We start from the raw sequence: 22,077 nt of genomic DNA, 5'->3' as shown, positions 1-22,077 counted from the left end.
CGTCGGCCTTCGCGTTGATGGTTCGGCGCAACACGACGGGGCCGGATTCGCTTCCGTCGCACGAAAACTCATGTATCTTGTGCTGATCAGGGCATGACGCGCATGCTGTCCATGTATCGACGGGCATAGACGCCAAAACGGTGCAAGAACGCGGTGCGCGGCTGCCCGACAGGCCGTCGCGCGCATGAGCCGACACGTGCTGCCTGGCGGCTGCCCGTGATTACATCCGATCCGCATTCGACCAGCGCCTTCGCCGCGCCATATCGATTCAACATGAAAAACGTTCTGAGCATCCAGTCACATGTCGTGTTCGGGCACGCAGGCAATAGCGCGTCGGTGTTTCCGATGCGGCGTCTCGGCGTCAACGTGTGGCCGCTCAACACGGTGCAGTTCTCGAACCATACGCAATACGGCCATTGGGAAGGCAGCGCGATCGACGCATCGCAGATGCTCGCGCTCGTCGAAGGCATCGGCGCGATCGGCGTGCTGCCGCGCTGCGATGCCGTGCTGTCGGGCTACCTCGGCACGCCCGAGCAGGCGCAGGCGGTGATCGAAATCGTGCGCGCCGTGAAGGCCGCGAATCCGCATGCGCGCTATATCTGTGACCCGGTGATGGGCACCGCGACCGGTTGCCGCGTCGAGCCCGGCATCCAGCAGTTTCTCGTGCGGACGATGCCTGAAGTCTCCGACGTGATGTGCCCGAATCACAGCGAATTGCAGCGGCTCGTGGGCCGCGAGATCGAAACCGTCGAGGAAGCCGTCGCCGCGTGCCGCGACCTGATGGAGCGCGGACCGAAGACGGTGCTCGTCAAGCATCTGCTCGATCGCAACAGCGCCGCGGACCGCTTCAACATGCTCGTCGTCACCGAGCGCGAAGCGTGGATGGGCCAGCGCCCGCTCTACCCGTTCGCGCGGCAGCCCGTCGGCGTCGGCGACCTGACGAGCGCTGTGTTCGTCGCGCGCACGCTGCACGGCGATTCCGTGCGCGGCGCGTTTGAGCATACGATGGCGGCCGTCAACGCGGTCGTGCGCGCGACGTGGGATGCGGGGCGCTATGAACTCGAGATCATCGCCGCGCAGGACGATATCGCGCATCCGCGCGACTGGTTCGATGCATGGGTCGTGGAGTCGGCATAGCGTCCGGCGATGTTTCGAGCGTCCGCGAACTTTACCTTTAAGCCTGACGTCCTATAATGCGTGCCGCGCGAAACCGCGCAGCATTGTTATAGGTCACTGGCAGACGAGGCACCGATGGACGGCACTATCCGCAGCGAACGTGAAGAGCAGTTTGAAGAGTTGTGCATCAGCGTCGATGCAGACGAAGCGCACGAGCAGGAAGCGATCGAGTTCTTCGAATCGCAATTCGGCGAAGCGGATTTCGACGCGGCTCAATGGCTCGATATCGCGCTCTACTATTCGCCTGCCGTCGCGCGCGGCATCATCGACATGGTCACGCCCGACGACAAGGCGCGCAGCAACATCGCCGAAGTGATCGGCGACAACCTCGACATCTCGTACGGCGCGGACGAATGCCAGCAGTTCGCCGAGACCCTTCACTTCGCAATCGCGAACGGCGTGCCCGTCGATCTCGACGTGGTGCTCGATGGCTGCCAGCGCGCAATCGACGATCTCGACACGTGGGCCGAAGACGACGTGAAAGAACCGCTGCTGCGTCTGCGCGAAGAACTGCTGCGCATGCAAGGCGAGCAGTGAGCACATCACGCTGATTTTCACGCGCAGCGCCTTCTGCATGATTTGCATCGACGGGCGTTGCGCGATCGCCGGCGCGTGATGCATGCATGACGCGTGGCCTCCACGCTTTCCCTCCCCTTGCGCGGCGAATCGCGTGCGCATCTTCCCTGCCCTCGCTCGATAGCGGGCACGCTCATGGCACACGCGCTGTGCTGAAATGCGCATTCAACATGCCGCGAACTGCCAAGACGCACGCATATTGGCTTTCTATATTCGCGCCACGGATCGGCTGCAGCACGCGGGTTGCGCGAGGTCCTGGGTCCGTCGGCAGAGGGCATGCAAGCGATGCGGTTTCGGTGTTTTCCAGCATTGCCGTCCGTGCTGCATCGTCCGTACTCTCGTCCGTGCATTTGTCCGATATCGTCACGAAGGAGACCTGCCGACACACTGCATCGAGCAATCCGACCGGTAGCGCTTTGCGTCGTTCGACATAAGACCAGACGTCGAGCCGACGTGAAGTGCGCACTGCAAGCCGGCTGTTTTTCCCATCCCTGTCTGCCGATGTAAGGAGAAACCATGAGCCTTTGCAAGACGCTGAATCCGTTTGCCGTGATGTTGGGCGCCGTGCTGTCCATCGCGCCGCTCGCCAGTTTCGCCGCAGACGAAATGCCCGTAAAAATAGGCTTCGCCGCACCGATGACGGGCCCCAACGCAGGGTATGGCAAGGACCTGCAGAACGGCGTGCGGCTTGCCATCGAGGAAGCCAACGCGCAGAAGATCAAGATCGGCGACAAGGTCGCGCGCTTCGAACTCGTTTCCGAAGATGACCAGGCCGACCCTCGCATCGGCGTGCAGGCCGCGCAGAAACTGGTGGACCAGAGCGTGTCCGGCATCGTCGGCCACTTCAACTCGGGCACGACGATTCCCGCATCGCAGGTCTATGAACAGGCGGGCATTCCGATGATCGATCCCGCCGCGACGAACCCGACCATCACGAACCGCGGCTTTGCGAACACGTTCATGGTGATCTCCACCGACGCGCAAAACGCCGGCAACGCGGGCACCTACGCCGTGCAGGTGACGAAGGCGAAGCGCATCGCGATCATCGACGACCGCACGGCCTTCGGCCAGGGCGAAGCGGACGAGTTCGAGAAGGCGGTGAAGGCGGCGGGCGGCAACATCGTCGCGCGCGAGTTCACGAGCAACACGGCCGTCGACTTCAGCACGCAGCTCACGAAGATCAAGGCGACCAACGCCGATCTGATCTTCTTCGGCGGGCTCGACACGCAGGCTGCCGCGATCGCGAAGAAGATGAAGCAGCTCGGCATGACGGCGCAATTGCTCGGCGGCGGCGGCGTCGAAGATCCAGAGTTCGTGAAGCTCGCGGGTGAAGCGGCCGAAGGCGCGATGGCCTGGGAATATGGCCGCCCGCTCGCGCAACTGCCTGGCGGCAAGGACTTCTCGGCGAAGTTCAAGAAGCGCTTCGGCGACGACATCCTGTCGTATGCGCCATTCGGCTATGACGCGGCGTGGGCCGTGATCAAGGCGATGCAGGCGGCGAAATCGCCGGACCCGAAGGTGTATCGCCCGGCCCTCAAGAGCATCAACTTCGAAGGCGTGACGGGCACGATCTCGTTCGACAGCACGGGCGCGCTGAAGAGCGCGGCATCGACGCTGTATCAGGTGAAGAACGGGGTTTGGGTGCCTGTCGTGACTAAGAGCGGCGTTTAGCGGTCGCCGCGGCCCTCTTTTTTGGTTGTTTTAGCCTGCCGCTGGCATTCGCGATTGCTTGTCGTGTCGGCGGCGGCTTTTTTGTTGTGGTTGTTTTAGCCTGCCGCTGGCATTCGCGATGCGCCTCGCGGCGCTAGCGTTGCCCCTGTGCGGGGCGGCACTCACTTTCTTTGCCGCCGCAAAGAAAGTAAGCAAAGAAAGCGGGCTCACACCGCCAGTCCTTGACGTTTACCCACGGGCTCTCAACGTCCCCATCTTTCATGCGGCAACGCTCTGGCTCATGTTCGCTGCCAGCGCACTACCTGAACGCCTCACCTGCCTCGCGCACCCGTGTTGCGGCCCGCGACATCGCATATCCTCGGCCCCTTTGCGGCAAACTGTGTGTAGGCATTCGCACCACACAGGAACCCTTCGCTACGCGATGCGGCGAAAAGTGCGAGCGATGCCCTGTACGACACAGCAACCTCATTCACTACCGACTTGCGGCGCTGAAGCATTCGATGCCCTTAGCCATGCCACGGGTGTATGAAGCGGGTCAGGCGTTTAGCGGGCGCGTTGGCAACGAACATTAGCTGGCACATTGCCGTGCGAAGGATGGGGACGTTGAGGGCCCGTGGGTAGAGGTCAAGTGCGGGAGGTGTTAGCCCGCTTTCTTTTGCCTACTTTTCTTTGCGGCGGCAAAGAAAAGTAGGTGCCGCCCCGCACAGGGGCAACGCCCGCGCCGCGAGGCGCTAACGCGGATGCCCGCGACAAGGGCAAAGTAAACCGCGGATGCCAGCGACAATGGCAAAGCAAAACCGCGGATGCCAGCGACAATGGCAAAGCAAACCACGAATGCCAGCAGCAGGCTAAACGAACATAAAACATGCAGGCGCCTCAGCCTGCCCTCACCACGATTTGCGACAACGCATCGCGTTCGATCCTCATCAGCGCCGCCCGCGTCTGCGCGAACTCATCCGGGCTGCACACCTGATGCCCGAAGCGCGCGTGCAGCCGCCGAGTGATCTGCACGATCCGCGACGACGGATCGAACACATAGTGCGACTGGTAATCGAAGTAGCGGTCACGCACCGATGTGTCCTGCGGCATGTCGGTCACGCGCACCGTATCGGGCAGCGTGATCTGCGACGTCTCGTCGAAGTCGCCGCCGATGCACACCCACGGCTGCGTGCGCGCCGGCTCCGCGAGCCATGCCTGCACCTGCGTCGCGATGCCGCCCGACAGACTCGTCAGCGCGGGCAGCGCCGTCGTGCCGTCAGGCCATGAGAAGTGCTCCAGCGTGCCCTGCATCGTCATCGAGAAAGGGCCTGTGGTCGCTCGTAGCTCGCCCGGCTGCAGGCGCGCGATGCCGTGCAGTCCCGTCTGCCGCAAGCGGTCGGCGGCGATCTGCTGCCAGCGCTGGCGCGTCGCGCGGCGAAACACGTTGCGCTCCAGTTCGGCCGACACACCCGCGTCCTCGACGCGATACGTGAAGCCCGCCGTGCCCGTGCGATCGATGTCGATGCCGAGCCGCACGGCGCGGCCGCGCTCCTGCGTCGCGGGCGTGCGCGCGAGCGCGCCGTCGTCGACGAGCAGCACGGGCCGGTCCATCGCGCCCGGCGGCAGATAGCCGAAGCCGATTCCGCCCGCCGTCGTATCCGCGTACATCTGGAGCGACGGAATCCACGTGATCGCGTGATTGATCGCGCTCGCGCCGTAGCCCGGCACGTCGGGCAGCGTATAGACGGGCCCGAGATTGAGCAGCACGGCCTGGCTGTCGATGCCGACGGCCGCGAGCATCGCGCTATAAAGCGCGACGTGATCCTTGCAGTCGCCGTAGCGGTTGCGCAGGATGTCGCTCACCTTGTGCGGCATGGCCGCCGTCTCGCCGAGAAAAAGCGCGACGTAGCGGATGTTCAGACGCACCCAGTCGTAAAGGATCTGCGCCTTCGTGCGCGGATCGTCGGCCTGCGCCGTCAGCGATTGCGCGAGTTGCACGACGCTCGGGTCGCGCCAGCTCGGATCGTATGCGGCCGAACGATAACGCCCGGCGAAGCCGGCGAAGTCGCGCGTCGTCGAGACCATCAGGCGGTCCCCGTATGTCGGATAGCCGACGGCGCCCGACTCGACGGGCGCATAGGGTCCGTGATGGTATTCGAACGTGTAGCGCGTGCGGCCGTTGTCCGTCACGGGCGGCAACGCGACGTAGCCGCGCGCGTCGGCGTAGAGCGGCACGTCGGCGGGCAAATCGAAGATCAGCTGCTGCATGTCGACGGGCCCGCGCGTCGGCTCGACGAAATACGCGAACGTGCCCGCTTGCAACGGCACCGCGCGCGTCTTGCGAAACGCGAGATGCACGCGCGAGCCCGGCTCGACGCCCGGAAAGATCACCGTGCGCAGCACGCCGTCCTCGAAGGTCGGCGCGCCCGCCGAACGCGGCTCCTGCACGTCGCGAATGCCGTCCGGCCCGACGGGATGCGCGACGCCATTGCCGTCGATCGTCTCCGCCGCGAGCAGTTGCACCTGCTCGATATCCTTGTTGAACCACACATAGCGCTGCGCGATTTCGTCGACGCCGCTCGTCGTGTTCGCGCGCAGGATCGTATCGTCGTGCTCCTCGACGGAACCGTCTTTCTGCACGACGAACAGATGCACATCGCGTTCCGTAGTCGACGGCGGCACGTCGTCGGGCGCGACCCGCTCCTGCGCGTACACGGCGGCCGCGCCGCACGCGCAGACGATCAGCGGCAGCACGGCCGCCGCGCGCAACCGGTGAACACGCCGGCTCATGCTTTCGATGCCTCGCGGATGCGAGCCACACCATTCCCACGCGCGCCGCACTGTACGCGCCACGCGCGCGGGCTCATGCCGAATTCGGCGCGAAACGCGTGATTGAAATTCGACACATCGTTAAAGCCGCTATCGAGGGCGATATCGACGATCTTCGCGTCCTCGCCGGCCAACCGAAGCGCCGCATGACGCAGCCGCGCGCGCAGCACGTATTGATGCGGCGTGACGCCCGTCACGCGCTCGAAGGTGCGCAGAAAATAGAAATCGGACAGCCCGCACATCCGCGCGAGGCTCGCGAGCGTATGCGGCGCATCGGGTGCTTCATCGATCACGCGGACGATCTGCGTGACGCGTGCCCACGCCGATGCGCTCGTCTCCGGGGCGCGGCGCTTCGCATCGGCTTGCGTCGAACGCAGCGTGGCTTCGGCAAGATCGACGGCGAGTTCGTCCCAGGCGTCGAACCGCATTGCATCGGTGGCACCCGCGCACGCTTTCGCGATCAGCCCGGAAAACGCGCGCAACGGCGGCATGCGGCCGCGCCGGAACGGAATGTCCGCGCGAGAAAAGCCCGCGTCGCAAGCGAGCCGCTCGAAGTACGCGGGCTGATAGTGAAACGACACGCAGCGATCGCCCGGCGCATGACGATGCCCGCACTCGAAGCACTCGCCCGCGTTGCCGAGCAGCAGCGAGCCGGGTGTCAGCAGCTCGCGCCCTTTCGTCGAGCGGTAGCCGAATGCGCCCGCCGCCACCATCGCGATGCAGACGCCCGCGTGCCGCTCTTCGAAGGGCTGGTCACGCGGACCGAACGTGCACAGCACATCGACGACGGTCCAGCCATCGCCCGTCGCGAGCGTGCGCATGTGCGTGCTGCCGCGCGTGCCGAGCACATCGCCTCGTTGCAGCGCGGCTTCGAGATCGACGGCAATTTTTCCCAAGATGTCACCTCGCCGGGTCCGTACGATTGTTTTATCACATCGGCGGCTGGTGCACAGAGCCGCGCCCGGCCGCACTTTTCAACCGGACCCTTCAACCGGACCCTTCAACAAGGCCTTTCAACCGGACTCTTCGACCGAACCTCTCAAACGGAGCTACATGCAATGAACGCATTGGATCACGGGCTTGCTTCTGGCTTTCACGCCGCACTCGCCGCGCCCAGCCGCGCAGCGGATATCAATGCCGCCGACGATCTGTATGGCTGGCTCGTCGGCAGCTGGGACATGGATGTTTTGCACTATCGCGCCGACGTGCGCGAGCAGCGGCTCACGGGCGAGATTCACTTCGGCTGGGCGCTCGAAGGGCGCGCGGTGCAGGACGTCTGGATCATGCCGCGCCGCGCGGACCGTAGCGCGCAACGCGAGCCCGGCCTCGACATGTACGGCACGACGCTGCGCGTGTGGGACCCGTCGATCGGCGCGTGGCGCGTCACGTACATCAATCCCGTGACCGGCCAGCGCGACGAGTTGATCGGCAGGAAAGTCGGCCGCGATATCGTGCAGATCGGCACGCGTGCGAACGGCACGCCGATCCGCTGGAACTTCACCGAGATCACCGACGACTCGTTCCGCTGGACAGGCGTCGCGCTCGCCGATGACGGCATCACGTGGAATCTCCAAGGGGAGTTCGTTGCGCGGCGCCGGCGCGGCTGACGCCGCAGGCGCAAGAGCGCGAACCAGCTAACGCTGTCGCAACTCCGCGCCCTCGTCCTTCGACAGCTTCACGAAGAAGAACAGCGAGCACAGCACCGCCGCGCCGACGACGAAAAACGCCGGCGAGAAGTCGCGCGCGGCGAGATGCACGGCGCTGCCGCCGTGCAGATGCGCCGTCAGCGCGAGCAGCGACGCGCCAAACGCGACGCCCACGCTCACGGAGAGCTGCTGCGCCATGCCGGAGAGCGCCGTCGCGCGGCTCATCTTCGGCTTGGGCATGTCGGAGTAGCCGAGCGTGTTGAGCGTGACCATCGCCAGCGAATTGAAGAGGCCGCCCACCAGCAGCACGCAGAAGATCAGCAGATGCGGCGTGCTCGGCCGGAAAAGGCCATAGCACGCGTAGAAGCAGCCCGTCATGCAGGTCGCGCCGATCAGCACCGTGCGAAAGCCGATGCGACGGATCGCGAGGCCCATCACGCCGCGCACGGCGAGCGAGCCGACGGCCGTCGCGACGCTCAGCGACCCCGACGTGAGCGGCGAGAGACCGAAGCCCAGTTGCAGCATCAACGGCATCAGGAACGGCGACGCGCCGATGCCGATGCGCAGCGGCATCCCACCGAGCACGGCCGTCCGGTATGCCTTGAAGCGCAGCAGCAACGGATCGATGATCGCGTCCGAGTGGCGGCGGCTATAGAGCCAGTACAGCAACATCGACAGCGCGCCCGTGCCCGTGAACGCGAACGTCACCCATTGCGGCACGAGTCCGCGGCCCGCCGTGTCGAGCCCGCCGACCAGCCCGACGAGCCCCGTCGAAAGCAGAATGAAGCCGGTCAGATCGAAACGCTCGTCGATGTGCTCGTGCGTATCGTCGACGAAGGCCAGCGCGCACAGCACGCCGATCACGCCGAACGGCACATTCAGCAGAAAGATCCAGCGCCATGACGTGATCGTCACGACGAAACCGCCGAGCAGCGGCCCCGCCAGCCGCCCGACGGCACCCGGCACCGTGAACCACACCATCGCGGCGACCATCCGCGCGGGCGGCACGCTGCGCAGCAGGATCAGGCGGCCGACCGGCACCATCATCGCGCCGCCCATGCCCTGCAGCACGCGGAACACGACGAGCTGCGGCAGCGACGCGGCGAGCCCGCACAGCGCGGAGGCGAACGAAAACAGGCCGATCGCCGAGCAGAACACGCGGCGCGCGCCGAAGCGGTCGGCGAGCCAGCCGCTCGCGGGCAGGAACACAGCGAGGCTCAGCAGATAGGAGGTGATCGCGAGATTCAGATGCAGCGCCTCGACGTCGAGCGAGCGCGCGATCGACGGCAACGCGGTCGCCATGATCGACGTGTCGAGGTTTTGCAGGAACAGCGGACAGGCAACGATCAGCGGAATGATGCGGGCGCGGTCGGTCATCCTTTTCTTTTACCGCAAAAGCGCCGGCGATGGCGAATTCCATCGCGTGCCCGTCATTACAGTTTGTTGCGCGCGCTACCGGTTTGCGCCGCATGCGGCTTGCGCATGCGGGCGGACGCTCTTCACCCTCGTCACCTCGCCGCGCTGGTGGCGCTCTCTTCCAGCGCGCGGCGCAACGACAGCGCGATGCCACGCGCCGCGAGCGTCACCTCATCCAGCGACGGAAACGACGGCGCGATACGCAGATGCCGGTCTTCGTCGTCGCGTCCATACGGGTACGCGGCGCCCGCGGGCGTCAACACGAGTCCCGCGTCGGCCGCGAGCGCGACGGTGCGCTTCGCATGGCCCTTCGGCGCGTACAGGCTGATGAAGTAGCCGCCTTCCGGCCGGTTCCGCGACACATCGGGCACATCGGCGAGCAGCGTGTCGAACGCGGCCGCCACCGCGTCGAACTTCGGGCGCAGCAGCGCGCGATGCTTCGCCATCAGATGTTCGAGCCCTTCGCGGTCACGCAGATAGCGCACGTGCCGCAACTGGTTCAGCTTGTCTGGGCCGATTGTGCGAACGCTCGCATGCCGCTGCCACCAGTCGACATTACGCCGCGACGACGCGAGAAACGCAACGCCGCCGCCCGCCAGCGTCACCTTCGACAGCGACGCGAACACCAGCGCGCGATCCGCATGTCCCGCCCGCTCGCAGAGTTCGATGATGTCGGGCGTCGCGTTCCGCGTGTCGGTCAGGTGATGAAAACGATAGGCGTCGTCCCAGAAGAGCCGGAAATCGTTCGCGGCCGTCGGCATCGCGGCGAGACGCTCGATCGTCGCGCGCGACCAGATCGCGCCCGACGGGTTGCTGTAAAGCGGCATGCACCAGATGCCTTTCACCGACGCATCGTGCCTGACGAGCGCTTCGACGGCGTCCATGTCGGGGCCATCGTGCTTCATCGGCACGGCGATCATGCGGATGCCAAGCGCCTCGCAGATCGCGAAGTGCCGGTCGTATCCTGGCACGGGACACAGAAACGCGACGTCCCCCTGCCGGCTCCACGGCGCGTGATCCGGTACACGCGCGGATACATGCGCGGCTACTTGAGCCGACACGCCGTGCAGCATCGCGAACACGAGCGCATCGTGCATCAGTTCGAGGCTCGAGTTGCCCGCCGCGATGACTTGCGCCGCGTCGATATCCAGCAGCTGCGCGCCGAACTCGCGCGCTTCCGGCAGGCCCAGCACGTGACCGTAGTTGCGGCAATCGATCCCATCGCGCGACATGAAGCCCGCCGTCCCCGCTTCGTCGATCAGCGTTCGCGACAGGTCCAGCTGCTCGGGCGAAGGCTTGCCGCGCGACATGTCGAGCCGCATGTTCAGGCGCTTGAATTCGTCGTAGGTGGCGGGCGTCGTCATGGTGTCGATGGGGTGTCGTGTGAAAGGTCTCGGGCGAAACCAGTATGCGCGCCGCGCCTGACTTCAGGCAAACGCGTTATATTGAACAAATCGATCAATATTTCTGATGTCCGCAACAAGGGACTGCAACGGATAGCGGCAGGTAAAAGCGAATGAAAGCCCTCGACCTCGACGTGCTCGCGATGTTCGTCGCCATCGCCGATACGGGCAGCTTCGTGCGCGGCGCGACGCTCGTGCATCGCTCGCAATCGGCGCTGAGCATGCAGATACGTTCGCTCGAAGCGGCGCTCGGCAAGCCGCTCTTCATACGCGGACCGCGCAGCGTGACGCTGACGCAGGACGGCCAGACACTTCTCGCCTACGCCCGGCGCATGCTCGCGCTGCGCGACGAGGCGTGGGCGTCCGTCGTGCATCCCGATGTGAAAGGCCGCGTCGCGATCGGCGTGCCGGACGACTACGCGTCGTCGCTGCTGCCCTCCGTATTGCGCAATTTTTCGGCGACGTATCCGAAGGTCGAAATCCAGGTGGTCGGCCTGCCCAGCAATGCGCTGGCCCCGCTCCTGAAGGACAACAAGATCGACCTCGCTTGCGTGACGCGCGTCAAGGGTCTCGCGGGCGAGTTCATCCGGCTCGAACCGATGGTCTGGGCGGGCACGTCCGCCGCGGGACGCGAAGTGTGGAAGGAACGCCCACTTCCCATCGCGGTGTTCGGCACAGGCAGCGTCGCGCGCGCGAATGCGCTGCACGCGCTGGAGCGCGCGAAGATCGCCTATCGCACGTCGTATGAGAGCCCGAGCCTGATGGGCCTCTTCAGCATGGTCGACGCCGGGCTCGCCGTCGCGCCGCTCGCGCGTTGCGCAGTGCCCGAGCGCTTCGTCACGCTCGGCCGGCAGCATGGCCTGCCGAAGCTGCCGGAACTCGAAATCATTCTGGCGCGCAGCGCGCGTTCGAATCGTCCGCCTTGCGACTATCTCGCGGAACAGATCCTGAGCGAACTGCGCGCCTGAAGGCACGCGTCAGGCGCGAGACGGCCGCTCTCCTCCGGATGCGCGCGCCCCCTGGTTGGCAAGCCCCACGAACGAAGCAACGTATTCCTCGCAGTGGTCGAGATAGGCCTTCACGAGGCTCGACGGATGGCGATGCGACGGATACACGAGACTGATGTACTGCAACGGCATCACGTGGTCGGGGAATAGCACGCGCAGCGTGCCATCGCGGATCGCGTCCGCCGCGAGAAACGGCGGCAGCTCCGTGACGACCTCGCCACGCAACGCGCGAATGCGCAAATGAAGGTAGTCGTTCGTGGCGAGCCTCACGCTGCCGCGCAGCGCCTGGTCGCCGAGGCGCCAACTGCTTTCGTCGTTAGGCTGGTTCGACCAGACCGCGCACGGACACGAATGCAGCGCGCCTCGGGCGAATCGATATCGAGGCGCTCGGCGAGCGACGGACTTGCCACCAGCACATGCCGGTAGCTGACGAGCCGCCGCGCCACCATGCTGTCGTCGACGACCCGGCCAACCCGCAGCGCAACGTCGATACCCTCGTGCCGCAGATCGACACTGCGCTCGCTGGTGTACACGCACACCTTGATCGCCGGATAGCGCTCCTGAAAATCGCCGAGCATTTCCCACCACGGCTCGAACGAAGGCGGCAACGAAAGCCTGAGCACGCCTTCGTAATGAGCCTGCCCGGACCTCAGCACGTCCTCGGCCTTGAGCAGCGCGTCGATGCCGAAGTCGGTCGTTTCGTAGAACTGCATGCCGGCGCGCGTCAAGGTCACGCCCCGTGTGCCGCGCTCGATCAGTTGCACGCGCAGATCGCGCTCGAGCCGCCGGATGCGCCGGCTCAACGTAGGCAACGGTACGTTAAGGCGTGCTGCCGCAGCAGAAAGAGTCCCCGTCTGCACTGCCGTAACGAACATACGAGTCGCGTTTAGATCCATAAGAAACCTTTTCCAAAAATGAGAATACTGTTTTCAACTACATCTATTTCTTAGTTATCCTATGAGACATATTATTTTTAAGGAAAAATCATATATACCGCGACTCGCGACATGGCAAAAACGCCGCTTTGGACAGCTAACTCGTTATCGCAATGGAGGCATCCGATGGACAAGCGAGAACAAGCAGAACACGACAGTGAGTCGCAGGCCTTGACGCGGAGGACTTTTCCCTTCGCGAGGTTGATTGGGCGAGTACAAAACGGCATGCGGCGGAGCGCCAACATCGTTGAGTCGCGCCTCCGACGCCATGGTGTGCGGGCCGTTCGTGGCTTGCCTCCTGGCTACGCCTGGCTGCATCCCCGACCGATTAGCAAAGAGTCTAAGTCGAGAAAATTCGATGCGGCACCCTCCGTTTGGAGGGGGATAAATTATTCCCATGCACGATCAATACGTTTTGTTTTCAGCAATGAAATGCCGGCTATCCGGTAGTTACATAAGCGATATCAAACATGATGGATGCATTAAATAATCGAGAACGCGAACGTAATGACATTACGCGCAACGGCACTTGAATCGTGCCGCTCGCGCGTGAGAACGCGTTTCCATTGAACGCCCTTTCAACTTAAAGAGCCGCACTCATGATCCGCATCCTCATTGCACACGATCACGCGCTGATACGCGAAGGCATCGGCCACATTCTGCTGCGCGTGACGGACTTCGAAGTCGCCGGCGAAGCAGCCGACGCGGCCGGCACGATCGCACTCGTGCGCTCGACGCAAGCGCACATCCTGATACTCGACGCGTCGATAGCGAGCCACACCGGCGTCGAGTTGATCCGCGAAATCAGGGAGATCAATCAGGGCATCCAGGTACTCGTGCTGACGATGAACGGCGACGAGCAGCACGCGATGCGCGCACTCAAGGCAGGCGCATCGGGTTATCTCACCAGCGAAAGCACAAGCGGCGAGCTGATCGGCGCGCTGACGACGATCGCCGGCGGCGGCATCCACATGAGCGCCGCGATGGCCGGTCAGATCGAGCGCGATCCGCCCGAGTCGCTTGAAGCGCTGCCGCATCAGCGGTTGAGCAAGCGCGAATTCGACGTGTTCCGGCGCATCACCGCAGGAGAAAGAATCGGCGAGATCGCGACGCAACTGTGCGTGAGCACGAAGACCGTCAGCACTTACAAGGCCCGCATCCTCGAGAAGATGCGGATGCCGCACGGCACGGCGCTCGTCCGCTACGCGATGCGCCACAGGCTGTTCGACGAGAGCGAGGAACCCTGAGCGCGCCACGCTCGCCGCAACACCAGAGTCGCCCGTCCGCGCCGCTCTTCTGCAATGACGCGATGGCGGGACAACACCACCGCGCGTGCGCATGGCGCGCATGCGCGTTCCCTCGAAGGAGACCATCATGCTGCTTGCCGACGCGCAGACGACCACGCCCTTCCCATTCAGCCTGGCACCGGACCTCGCGCGCAGATTGCACGCGGGCGCGGCACCGCATCAGGCGCCGCGCGGCTCGCAATGGGCAATCAACGCGCTGTGCGATCCCGCCGATCTCAGCACCGACGAACTCACGCAGGTGGACTCGCTCGTTTGCGAAGTGCGCACCGTGCAGCGCGGCGGCAACCTCTATCGCGCGAACGATCCGTTTCACAGCGTCTACGTGCTGCGCAGCGGCTCGTTCAAGACCGTCGTCATGCATCGAGAGGGACGCGAGCAGGTGACGGGATTCCAGATCTCCGGGGAAATGCTCGGGCTGGACGGCATCGCCGGCGGCCAGCATCGTTGCGGCGCGGTCGCGCTCGAACGCAGCACCGTCTGCGTGATTCCGTTCGAGCCGCTCGAGAACCTGTGCCGTGAAATCAAGCCGATGCAGCGGCATCTGCACAGAATGATGAGCTGGGAAATCGTGCGCGAAACGAACATGATCCTGCTGCTCGGCACGATGCGCGCCGAGCAGCGCGTCGCCGCATTTCTGCTGAGTCTCGCGGAGCGCTACGGCACGCTCGGCTACTCGGCGACCGAGTTCAACATGCGCATGACGCGCAACGAGATCGGCAGCTATCTCGGCATCACGCTGGAGACGGCCAGCCGGATGTTCTCGAAGCTGCAACAGGAGCGGCTCGTGCATGCGCGCGGCAAGCAGATCCGCATCATCGACAGCGCCGCGCTCGCGCGGCTCTGACGCATCATGCGCTACAGGCTCGTGCGCGACGTGGTCAGTCGTCTTCGCCTAGCTGTGCGAGCAGCGCGTGCAAGCGCTCTGTATGACGCAGCAGCATATGGCGGTGCTTGTCGATCTGTTCGAGACGGCCGGCGAGATCGGCATCGATCTGCTCGTCGAGATCGGCGGCAGCCATTACGTCTTCGACTTTCGCGCGCACCGATGCCAGCTCGACGGGCGGATGCGTCAGGTAGCGTTCGAAGCGCCGCACTTCCTGCACGGCGAGATCGCGCACCTTGCGAAAGTGTGCCTGACGCCGATGCTGTTCGGCTTCGTGCGTGTCGTCTTCGGGACGGCGTTGCGGCTGCTGACCGAAGATCGGCTCCGGCGGACGCAGCACCGACTTCTTGCGCACCGGATGCGCGGTGCCGCGAAAGCGAGCAAGCGGCGTTTCGTTGTCGATTGCATCGCGCACGTTGTCGGGCACGTCGTGCGATTCGTGCGGCGTATCCATCCAGCCGGGCGGCAGCCCCGTCACCGCTTCGACGCCGCGCACGAACTCTTCGCTGAAGTCGCGCTGGCCGGCGAGCATCAGCTTCAGGTACGACGGGGAGAACGTCATCATCCGCGCAAGACGCGTCGATGCGCCGACCTCACGCGTCAGCAAGGCCAGATTCGTTCGCCGGACGGGAAGCAGGTATTCGTCGGAATATTCCATCGCTGGGTCTTCCTTCGTCAGTCTCGCTGCGAGCGCACGCGGCGCAGCAGGCCGCGCCGATGCGCGATGCTTCGCCGGACGGCCTCGCGGCGCAAGGCACGTGCCCAGACGCTGTGTTCGACAAAGATAGTCGTATCGCCATGCGGCGCGCAACCGGATTCGCCCGCACGCTGCGGCACAAAGACAACAGTGGCGCGCAGACCGGACGCGCGCAACTCACCCGGGAATTGACCGCGGAAAGCAAGCAGCGTTCCGCGCGATGGAGACGCCGCCACACGGATTTCGCCGCGTGGCGGGCAAGAAGGCGTGATCAGGCGGCCACGACGCGCTCGAGCGCCGTCTTGACGAGCGTTTCAAGCAGCGGTTCGATCTTCGCGGCAAGCGCTTCGTCGTACGCGTACGGCATCTGCTCCTGCATGTACGTGATCTGCGACAGTTCGAGCTGGATCGCATGCACGTTCTGCGCGGGCTGTCCGTAGTGCCGCGTGATATAGCCGCCCTTGAAGCGGCCGTTTGCAACGGCCGTATAGCCGCCATGCCCGATGACGATATTCGCCAGCGTTTCGGCGAGCCCTTCCACCGCGCTCGCGCCGTTCGACGTGCCGAAGTTGAAATCGGGCAGCCGTCCGTCGAAGAAGCGCGGCACCTGCGAGCGGATCGAGTGCGCTTCCCACAGCAGCACGTTGCCGTGCTGCGCCTTCAACGCGGCAAGCTCGCCCTGCAAGGCCTCGTGATACGGCTTCCAGTACGCATCGCGACGGCGGGCGACTTCGGCGTCGTCGGGCAGATGGCCGTTGCGATAGAGCGGCTCCTTGTCGAAGGTATCGACGGGCAAGAGGCCTGTCGTGTCCTGCCCCGGATAGAGGTTCGCGCCATCGGGCGGACGGTTCAGGTCGATCACGTAGCGTGCGTAAGTGGGCGCGAGAATCGACGCGCCCATGCGCTTCGCAAACGCGTACAGGCGGTCGAGATGCCAGTCGCAATCGTCGGTGCGCGCGGCGACGGGCGTCATCGTCGCGGCGATGTCGTCGGGAATGCGCGTGCCCAGATGCGGGATCGAGATCAGCATCGGCAGGCTTCCCCGATGCAGCGAGAAGACAGGCAAGGTGTGCGTCGCGGTCATGTCGTCAGTGCTTCTCAAAGTTGATTCGGACCGGCCAGAGTGCCGGCGGTTGGCTTCACTTCAGCAGTTCGGAAAGCGCCGCGCGGTATTGCGCATACGCGCGCTCTTCGTCGCGATGCTTGCGATCGTCGACGACTTTCGCGCCGCCCGCATACACATCGCGGATAGGCGTCTCTCCATGCTCGCAGAATACGACACCCGACAGCCACGCGTCGCTCGCATGCTCCGCGATGCCCGAATGGTTCGCATCGAGCACGATGAAATCGGCGCGCGCGCCGGCACGCAATGCGCCGACCGCGCGGCCCGTCGCGAGCGCGCCGCCTTCCAGCGACGCAGCGAACAGGCGGTCCGCGACGCGCGGCATGTCCGCCGACGCGAGCACGTTGCGCTGCCGTCTGGACAAGCGCTGGCCGTATTCGAGCAGCCGCAGTTCCGCGCGCCAGTCGACGCCGATATGGCTGTCGCTGCCGATCCCGATGCGTCCGTTCTGATCGAGATAATCGTGCGCCGGAAAAATGCCGTCGCCGAGATTCGCTTCCGTCGTCAGGCACAGGCCAGCGACGGCTCCGCTCTTCGCGAGCGCCCTGGTTTCATCGGCGTCGATGTGCGTCGCGTGCACGAGGCACCAGCGCGCGTCCACGTCGAAGCGGTCGAGCAGCCATTGCACGGGCCGCGCGCCTTCCGTTTCGACGCATGCGTCCACTTCCGCCGTCTGCTCGGCGATATGGATGTGCACGGGCGCGCCCGGCGACATTGCGTCGAGGCCGTCGAGCAGCGCGCGCAGCGTATCGTTCGACACGGCGCGCAGCGAATGCGGCGCGACGCCGTAACGCAGCGAGCCATGCTCGGGACGCACGCTGCGCAGCGTGTCGAGCAACGCAAGCAGGCTCTCCGGCGTGTTGATGAAGCGGCGCTGATCGTCGCGCGGCGGCTGCGCGCCGAAGCCCGCGTACTGATAGAGCACGGGCAGCATCGTGATGCCGATGCCGCTCGCGCCAGCCGCATCGACGACGCGTTGCGCGAGTTCCGCCGCGTTCGCATAGCGGCTGCCGTCCTGCATGTGATGTACGTAATGGAACTCGCAGACGGACGTGTAGCCCGCCTTCAGCATTTCGATGTAGAGCCATTGCGCAATCGACGCGAGCCCTTCCGGCGTGATGCGCGCGGCAAAGCGATACATCAGGTCGCGCCAGCTCCAGAAGTTGTCGGTGGCGCCTTGGCCCGCGGCCCGGTATTCGGTGAGGCCCGCCATCGCGCGCTGAAACGCGTGCGAATGAAGATTCGGCATGCCGGGCAAGACGGGGCCGCTCGCGCGCGCGACGCCCGAGGGCGCTTGCGCGTCGGGCGTGACGGAAAGCAGCGCGCCGTGCGCGTCCCATTGCATCAGCACATTGCGGCGCCAGCCTTCGGGCAGGAACGCGTGATCGGCGAAAAGCGATTGAGTGGCTTGAGTCATGTCGTGTTGTGCTGTCGTTGCGTTGGCTTGCTTTGATCGCGTGCTCGTGCGTGCGCGTGTTTCTCTGTGCGCGTTTCCGTGCCTGTACGCGCGCTCGTGCGTGCGCGTGTTTCTCTGTGCGTGCTTCCGTGCCTGTACGCGTGCTCGTGCGTGCGCGTGTTTCTCTGTGCGCGTTTCCGTGCCTGTACGCGTGCTCCCGCGCGCGGATCAGCCGCGCCGCGTATAAACCGTCTCGCCGCCGCACACGACGCGCTCGCACAGCGGGCGCCCGATCCAGTACGCAAGCTCGGCAAGCGATTGCACCGACCACACCGCGAAGTCGGCGGCACGCCCGGCCGCGAGCGCGCCATGCGTATCCGCCTTGCCGAGCGCCTGCGCCGCATGGCGCGTCACGCCTTGCAGCACTTCCGGGACGGTCATCCGGAAGAGCGTCGTCGCCATGTTCATCATCAGCAGCAGCGAGGTCGCGGGCGATGTGCCCGGATTGCTGTCGGTCGAAATCGCGATCGGCACTTCGTAACGGCGCAGCAGGTCGAGCGGCGGCAACTGCGTTTCGCGGATGAAGTAGAACGCGCCCGGCAGCAGCACGGCGACGGTGCCCGCTTCCTTCATCGCGGCGACGCCCGCTTCGTCGAGAAACTCGAGGTGATCCGCCGACAACGCGCGATGACGCGCGGCAAGCGCCGTGCCGCCGCTGTTCGACAGCTGCTCCGCGTGCATCTTGACGGGCAGTCCGCGCCGCGCCGCGGCGTTGAACACGCGCTCGCTCTGTTCGAGAGAAAAGCCGATGCGCTCGCAGAACACGTCGACAGCATCGACGAGCCCTTCGTCGGCGAGCGCGGGCAGCATGCGTTCGCACACTTCATCGATGTAGTCGTCCGCGCGGCCCGCGAATTCCGGCGGCAACGCGTGCGCGCCGAGAAACGTCGTGTAGACGGTCACGGGATAGCGCTCGCCCAGTTGCCGCGCGACACGCAGCATCTTGCGCTCGCTTTGCAGATCGAGCCCGTAGCCGGATTTGATTTCGATGGCCGTCACGCCTTCGGCGAGCATCGGTTCGAGCCGCGCCGCCGATTGATGGAAGAGCGACGCCTCGTCGGCGGCACGCGTCGCGCGCACCGTCGATACGATGCCGCCGCCCTGCTTCGCGATTTCTTCGTAGCTCACGCCCGCGAGACGCTGCGCGAATTCGTCGGCGCGCTGGCCGCCGTACACGAGATGCGTATGGCAATCGACGAGCCCCGGCGTCACCCACGCGCCGCCCAGGTCTTCGCGCGGCCACGCCGCATACTGCGCGGGCAGTTCGCGCGCCGCGCCGAGCCACGCGATACGGCCGTTCTCGGCGGCGATCGCGGCATCGTCGATCGTTTCGTTGGGATTGCCCTGCGCGCAGAGCTTGAGATGGTTCCAGACGGTTGGCTTCATTGCGGATATCGTTGAAGGCAGTCTGTTGAGGGCAGGCCCGATGCGTTCAAAACAGGTTCAGGCTGGCGCGTTGTCCGTAGACTTGTCCGTAGACTTGTCCGTATAACGAATGCTGACGACGAGCAACGCGCCCTTCCCTTCGACCTCGCATCGCAATGCGCGTGCGTTGTCGATGCGCAAGGTGTCGTCGGGCGTGAGCGTGGCTACATTCATATCGCCGCCGAGCGCGACATCGAGCGAACCTTGCGCGCAAAACAGCAGCACGACGTCGGCATCGAGTTGCGCGCGCGCTTCGTCACGCCAGATCGCGACGTCGCCCGTTGCCGCGCCACGCCGCACCATCAGGTTGAAGTCGCGCGTCGGGCCGTCGACGAGACGCGCGTCGATAGCCGTCTCGCCTTTGAAGCGCGCAACGTCGAGCGGCTCGCGCAGCGCATGCGCCACTCGTGGCGCTTCGTGTGCTTCGTGTGCTTCGTGTGCTTCGTGTGCTTCGTGTGCTTCGTGTGCTTCGTGTGCTTCGTGTGCTTCGTGCGCTTCGTGCGCTTCGTTCGCTTCGTTCGCTTCGTCGAGCAGCATGCCCGAGCCCGACAGCAGCACGAGCGTCCGGTCGATACCCGCGAAGCGCGAGAACGGACCGGCCGCGCCGACATCGGCGACGCTCACGCGCCACACGAACGCATCGAGCGCTGCGCCCGCGGGATGAGCCGCGACTTCGCGCGTGACTCCGCCGCCGTTCTTCCACGGCGACGCCACGAGATCCGCGCCGCGGATCAGCGACACGCTTGCGGACGATGACGTCGCGCTCACGATCAGCGGCCCAGCATCGGGAGCTTGAGGCCGGCTTCGCGCGCCGTCTTCTGCGCGAGATCGTAGCCGGCGTCCGCGTGACGCATCACGCCCGTCGCGGGATCGTTGAACAGCACGCGGCCAAGGCGCTCATGCGCGGCGTCCGAACCGTCGGCGACGATCACGACGCCCGCGTGCTGACTAAAGCCCATGCCGACGCCGCCGCCATGATGCAGCGACACCCACGACGCGCCGCCCGCGGTGTTCAGCAGCGCGTTGAGCAGCGGCCAGTCGCTGACGGCATCAGAGCCGTCCTTCATCGCTTCCGTTTCGCGATTCGGGCTCGCCACCGATCCCGTATCGAGGTGATCGCGGCCGATCACGATGGGCGCCTTCAGCTCGCCCTTCTTGACCATCTCGTTGAACGCCTGGCCCAGACGATATCGATCCTTCACGCCGACCCAGCAGATACGCGCCGGCAAGCCCTGGAACGCGATGCGCTCGCGCGCCATGTCGAGCCAGTTGTGCAGGTGCGGATCATCGGGGATCAGTTCCTTGACCTTCGCGTCCGTCTTGTAGATGTCCTCGGGATCGCCCGACAGCGCGACCCAGCGGAACGGCCCCTTGCCTTCGCAGAACAACGGACGGATATACGCGGGCACGAAGCCGGGGAAATCGAACGCATTTTGCACGCCCATTTCGAGTGCCATCTGACGGATGTTGTTGCCGTAGTCGAGCGTGGCCGCGCCGCGTTGCTGCAGCGTGAGCATCGCTTGCACCTGCTTGGCCATCGACTGCTTCGCGGGCGTCACGATGCTCTGCGGGTCCGTCTTCTGACGCTCGCGCCAGTCTTCGATCGTCCAGCCTTGCGGCAGGTAGCCGTGAATCGGGTCGTGCGCGCTCGTCTGGTCAGTCACGCAGTCGGGCGTGATGTTGCGCTTCACGAGTTCCGCGAACACATCGGCGGCATTGCCGAGCAGACCGATCGAAACGGGCGTGCCCGCTTGCTTCGCCTCGTCGATCATTGCGAGCGCTTCGTCGAGCGTCTTCGCCTTTTTATCGACGTAGCGCGTCTTCAGGCGGAAGTCGATACGCGTCTCGTCGCATTCGACGGCGATCATCGAAAAGCCCGCCATCGTCGCGGCGAGCGGCTGCGCGCCGCCCATGCCGCCGAGGCCGCCCGTCAGGATCCAGCGGCCCTTCGGATTGCCGTCGAAGTGCTGGTTCGCCACCGAGAAGAACGTCTCATACGTGCCCTGCACGATGCCCTGGCTGCCGATGTAGATCCAGCTGCCCGCCGTCATCTGGCCGTACATCATCAGGCCCTTGCGGTCGAGTTCGTGGAAGTGGTCCCAGGTTGCCCAGTGCGGCACGAGATTCGAGTTCGCGAGCAGCACGCGCGGCGCATCGGCATGCGTGCGGAACACGCCGACGGGCTTGCCCGATTGAATCAGCAGCGTCTCGTTCTCTTCGAGGTCCTTCAGCGATGCGAGGATCTGATCGAAGCAATCCCAGTTGCGCGCCGCGCGGCCGATGCCGCCGTACACGACGAGCGCGTGCGGATGCTCGGCCACTTCCGGGTCCAGATTGTTCTGGATCATCCGGTAAGCGGCTTCCGCGATCCAGGTCTTGCAGGTTTTCTCGCTGCCGCGCGGCGCGCGGATCGTGCGGGTCGGGTCGAGACGCGGGTCGATGTGTTTCGGGTTGTTCATGTTGCCCTCGGAAGCGCTAGTAACAGGGATGACTGAGGTGATGACTGAGCGAATGGATTGAACGGATCGAGCGGAAACGAAATCAGCAG

19 protein-coding genes and 1 pseudogene are annotated in these 22,077 nt (G+C 65.0%); 7 read left to right on the top strand and 13 right to left on the bottom strand.

Annotated elements, in window-relative coordinates:
- Positions 1-273: 273 nt before the first annotated feature.
- The 3 genes from pdxY (at position 274) to VSR68_RS18145 (ending at position 3,423) form a co-directional block, all read left to right on the top strand.
- A complete protein-coding gene (pdxY, locus tag VSR68_RS18155) occupies positions 274-1,137 on the top strand; it encodes a pyridoxal kinase PdxY (protein WP_342941155.1) in 864 nt (287 codons plus the stop codon).
- Positions 1,138-1,251: 114 nt separating this feature from the next.
- Entirely contained in the window at positions 1,252-1,713 is a 462-nt protein-coding gene (locus VSR68_RS18150) for a hypothetical protein (protein WP_090861620.1), read from the top strand.
- A 555-nt stretch (positions 1,714-2,268) separates the two neighbouring features.
- On the top strand, positions 2,269-3,423 hold the full coding sequence (locus VSR68_RS18145; RefSeq protein WP_342941154.1) for a branched-chain amino acid ABC transporter substrate-binding protein: 1,155 nt from the start codon (positions 2,269-2,271) through the stop codon (positions 3,421-3,423).
- Between the two features lie 876 nt (positions 3,424-4,299).
- On the opposite strand, the gene VSR68_RS18140 is transcribed toward VSR68_RS18145, so the two are convergent.
- On the bottom strand, positions 4,300-6,192 hold the full coding sequence (locus VSR68_RS18140; RefSeq protein ID WP_342941153.1) for a DUF3857 domain-containing transglutaminase family protein: 1,893 nt from the start codon (positions 6,190-6,192) through the stop codon (positions 4,300-4,302).
- Positions 6,189-7,127, bottom strand: coding sequence for an AraC family transcriptional regulator (locus tag VSR68_RS18135; protein ID WP_342941152.1), 939 nt, complete (start codon positions 7,125-7,127; stop codon positions 6,189-6,191). Before VSR68_RS18135 ends, VSR68_RS18140 begins: the two co-directional genes overlap by 4 nt.
- Before the next feature lie 162 nt (positions 7,128-7,289).
- Between VSR68_RS18135 and VSR68_RS18130 the strand changes: the two genes are divergently transcribed.
- Positions 7,290-7,838: a hypothetical protein gene (locus VSR68_RS18130; protein WP_342941151.1), complete on the top strand. Its 549-nt coding sequence runs from the start codon at positions 7,290-7,292 to the stop codon at positions 7,836-7,838.
- A 27-nt stretch (positions 7,839-7,865) separates the two neighbouring features.
- Here the strand turns inward: VSR68_RS18130 and VSR68_RS18125 are convergent, their stop codons facing one another.
- Together VSR68_RS18125 and VSR68_RS18120 are read right to left on the bottom strand one after the other, a co-directional pair.
- On the bottom strand, positions 7,866-9,254 hold the full coding sequence (locus VSR68_RS18125) for a DHA2 family efflux MFS transporter permease subunit (protein WP_342941150.1): 1,389 nt from the start codon (positions 9,252-9,254) through the stop codon (positions 7,866-7,868).
- Between the two features lie 131 nt (positions 9,255-9,385).
- Positions 9,386-10,657, bottom strand: coding sequence for an aminotransferase class I/II-fold pyridoxal phosphate-dependent enzyme (locus tag VSR68_RS18120; protein WP_342941149.1), 1,272 nt, complete (start codon positions 10,655-10,657; stop codon positions 9,386-9,388).
- Between the two features lie 152 nt (positions 10,658-10,809).
- Between VSR68_RS18120 and VSR68_RS18115 the strand changes: the two genes are divergently transcribed.
- Positions 10,810-11,664, top strand: coding sequence for a LysR substrate-binding domain-containing protein (locus VSR68_RS18115; protein WP_090861606.1), 855 nt, complete (start codon positions 10,810-10,812; stop codon positions 11,662-11,664).
- A 9-nt stretch (positions 11,665-11,673) separates the two neighbouring features.
- Here VSR68_RS18115 and VSR68_RS18110 read toward each other — a convergent pair whose 3' ends face one another.
- From VSR68_RS18110 to VSR68_RS18100, 3 genes and pseudogenes are all read right to left on the bottom strand, one after another.
- The gene (locus VSR68_RS18110; protein WP_342941309.1) at positions 11,674-12,060 is read right to left on the bottom strand and encodes a LysR substrate-binding domain-containing protein; all 387 of its coding nucleotides are present in this window, start codon (positions 12,058-12,060) and stop codon (positions 11,674-11,676) included.
- Positions 11,970-12,467: a LysR substrate-binding domain-containing protein gene (locus VSR68_RS18105; RefSeq protein ID WP_342941308.1), complete on the bottom strand. Its 498-nt coding sequence runs from the start codon at positions 12,465-12,467 to the stop codon at positions 11,970-11,972. Before VSR68_RS18105 ends, VSR68_RS18110 begins: the two co-directional genes overlap by 91 nt.
- A 9-nt stretch (positions 12,468-12,476) precedes the next feature.
- Positions 12,477-12,578 (bottom strand): annotated as a pseudogene (locus VSR68_RS18100) (helix-turn-helix domain-containing protein); the annotation flags it as partial.
- Between the two features lie 659 nt (positions 12,579-13,237).
- On the opposite strand from VSR68_RS18100, the gene VSR68_RS18095 reads away from it, so the two are divergent.
- Entirely contained in the window at positions 13,238-13,885 is a 648-nt protein-coding gene (locus VSR68_RS18095; protein ID WP_342941148.1) for a response regulator transcription factor, read from the top strand.
- A 127-nt stretch (positions 13,886-14,012) separates the two neighbouring features.
- Positions 14,013-14,789 carry a helix-turn-helix domain-containing protein gene (locus VSR68_RS18090; RefSeq protein ID WP_342941147.1) on the top strand — a complete coding sequence of 259 codons (777 nt, stop codon included), beginning with the start codon at positions 14,013-14,015 and terminating at the stop codon, positions 14,787-14,789.
- A 34-nt stretch (positions 14,790-14,823) separates the two neighbouring features.
- Here VSR68_RS18090 and VSR68_RS18085 read toward each other — a convergent pair whose 3' ends face one another.
- The 6 genes from VSR68_RS18085 to hutU all read right to left on the bottom strand — a co-directional run bounded on the left by VSR68_RS18085 (position 14,824) and on the right by hutU (position 21,988).
- Positions 14,824-15,486, bottom strand: coding sequence for a hypothetical protein (locus VSR68_RS18085; RefSeq protein ID WP_342941146.1), 663 nt, complete (start codon positions 15,484-15,486; stop codon positions 14,824-14,826).
- 310 nt (positions 15,487-15,796) lie between these two features.
- A complete protein-coding gene (gene hutG, locus VSR68_RS18080) occupies positions 15,797-16,609 on the bottom strand; it encodes an N-formylglutamate deformylase (RefSeq protein ID WP_342941145.1) in 813 nt (270 codons plus the stop codon).
- Between the two features lie 55 nt (positions 16,610-16,664).
- Positions 16,665-18,065 (bottom strand): formimidoylglutamate deiminase, encoded by a 1,401-nt coding sequence (locus VSR68_RS18075; protein WP_342941144.1) that lies wholly within the window; start codon positions 18,063-18,065, stop codon positions 16,665-16,667.
- 207 nt (positions 18,066-18,272) lie between these two features.
- Positions 18,273-19,490: an imidazolonepropionase gene (gene hutI, locus VSR68_RS18070; RefSeq protein ID WP_342941143.1), complete on the bottom strand. Its 1,218-nt coding sequence runs from the start codon at positions 19,488-19,490 to the stop codon at positions 18,273-18,275.
- Positions 19,491-19,547: 57 nt separating this feature from the next.
- Positions 19,548-20,297, bottom strand: a complete 750-nt coding sequence (locus VSR68_RS18065) for a HutD family protein (protein WP_342941142.1) — start codon at positions 20,295-20,297, stop codon at positions 19,548-19,550.
- 2 nt (positions 20,298-20,299) lie between these two features.
- Positions 20,300-21,988 (bottom strand): urocanate hydratase, encoded by a 1,689-nt coding sequence (gene hutU, locus VSR68_RS18060; RefSeq protein WP_342941141.1) that lies wholly within the window; start codon positions 21,986-21,988, stop codon positions 20,300-20,302.
- Positions 21,989-22,077 lie beyond the last annotated feature (89 nt).

It is taken from the genome of Paraburkholderia phymatum, assembly GCF_038900715.1.
GTDB lineage: Bacteria > Pseudomonadota > Gammaproteobacteria > Burkholderiales > Burkholderiaceae > Paraburkholderia > Paraburkholderia phymatum_A.
This window is presented reverse-complemented; position numbering and strand designations above follow the sequence as displayed.

What these genes read in the sequence shown, in the direction of transcription:
- pdxY (WP_342941155.1), top strand. Translation starts at nt 274, where the DNA reads ATGAAAAACGTTCTGAGCATCCAGTCACATGTCGTGTTCGGGCACGCA.
- VSR68_RS18150 (WP_090861620.1), top strand. Translation starts at nt 1,252, where the DNA reads ATGGACGGCACTATCCGCAGCGAACGTGAAGAGCAGTTTGAAGAGTTG.
- VSR68_RS18145 (WP_342941154.1), top strand. Translation starts at nt 2,269, where the DNA reads ATGAGCCTTTGCAAGACGCTGAATCCGTTTGCCGTGATGTTGGGCGCC.
- VSR68_RS18140 (WP_342941153.1), bottom strand. Translation starts at nt 6,192, where the DNA reads ATGAGCCGGCGTGTTCACCGGTTGCGCGCGGCGGCCGTGCTGCCGCTG.
- VSR68_RS18130 (WP_342941151.1), top strand. Translation starts at nt 7,290, where the DNA reads ATGAACGCATTGGATCACGGGCTTGCTTCTGGCTTTCACGCCGCACTC.
- VSR68_RS18125 (WP_342941150.1), bottom strand. Translation starts at nt 9,254, where the DNA reads ATGACCGACCGCGCCCGCATCATTCCGCTGATCGTTGCCTGTCCGCTG.
- VSR68_RS18120 (WP_342941149.1), bottom strand. Translation starts at nt 10,657, where the DNA reads ATGACGACGCCCGCCACCTACGACGAATTCAAGCGCCTGAACATGCGG.
- VSR68_RS18115 (WP_090861606.1), top strand. Translation starts at nt 10,810, where the DNA reads ATGAAAGCCCTCGACCTCGACGTGCTCGCGATGTTCGTCGCCATCGCC.
- VSR68_RS18095 (WP_342941148.1), top strand. Translation starts at nt 13,238, where the DNA reads ATGATCCGCATCCTCATTGCACACGATCACGCGCTGATACGCGAAGGC.
- VSR68_RS18090 (WP_342941147.1), top strand. Translation starts at nt 14,013, where the DNA reads ATGCTGCTTGCCGACGCGCAGACGACCACGCCCTTCCCATTCAGCCTG.
- VSR68_RS18085 (WP_342941146.1), bottom strand. Translation starts at nt 15,486, where the DNA reads ATGGAATATTCCGACGAATACCTGCTTCCCGTCCGGCGAACGAATCTG.
- hutG (WP_342941145.1), bottom strand. Translation starts at nt 16,609, where the DNA reads ATGACCGCGACGCACACCTTGCCTGTCTTCTCGCTGCATCGGGGAAGC.
- VSR68_RS18075 (WP_342941144.1), bottom strand. Translation starts at nt 18,065, where the DNA reads ATGACTCAAGCCACTCAATCGCTTTTCGCCGATCACGCGTTCCTGCCC.
- hutI (WP_342941143.1), bottom strand. Translation starts at nt 19,490, where the DNA reads ATGAAGCCAACCGTCTGGAACCATCTCAAGCTCTGCGCGCAGGGCAAT.
- hutU (WP_342941141.1), bottom strand. Translation starts at nt 21,988, where the DNA reads ATGAACAACCCGAAACACATCGACCCGCGTCTCGACCCGACCCGCACG.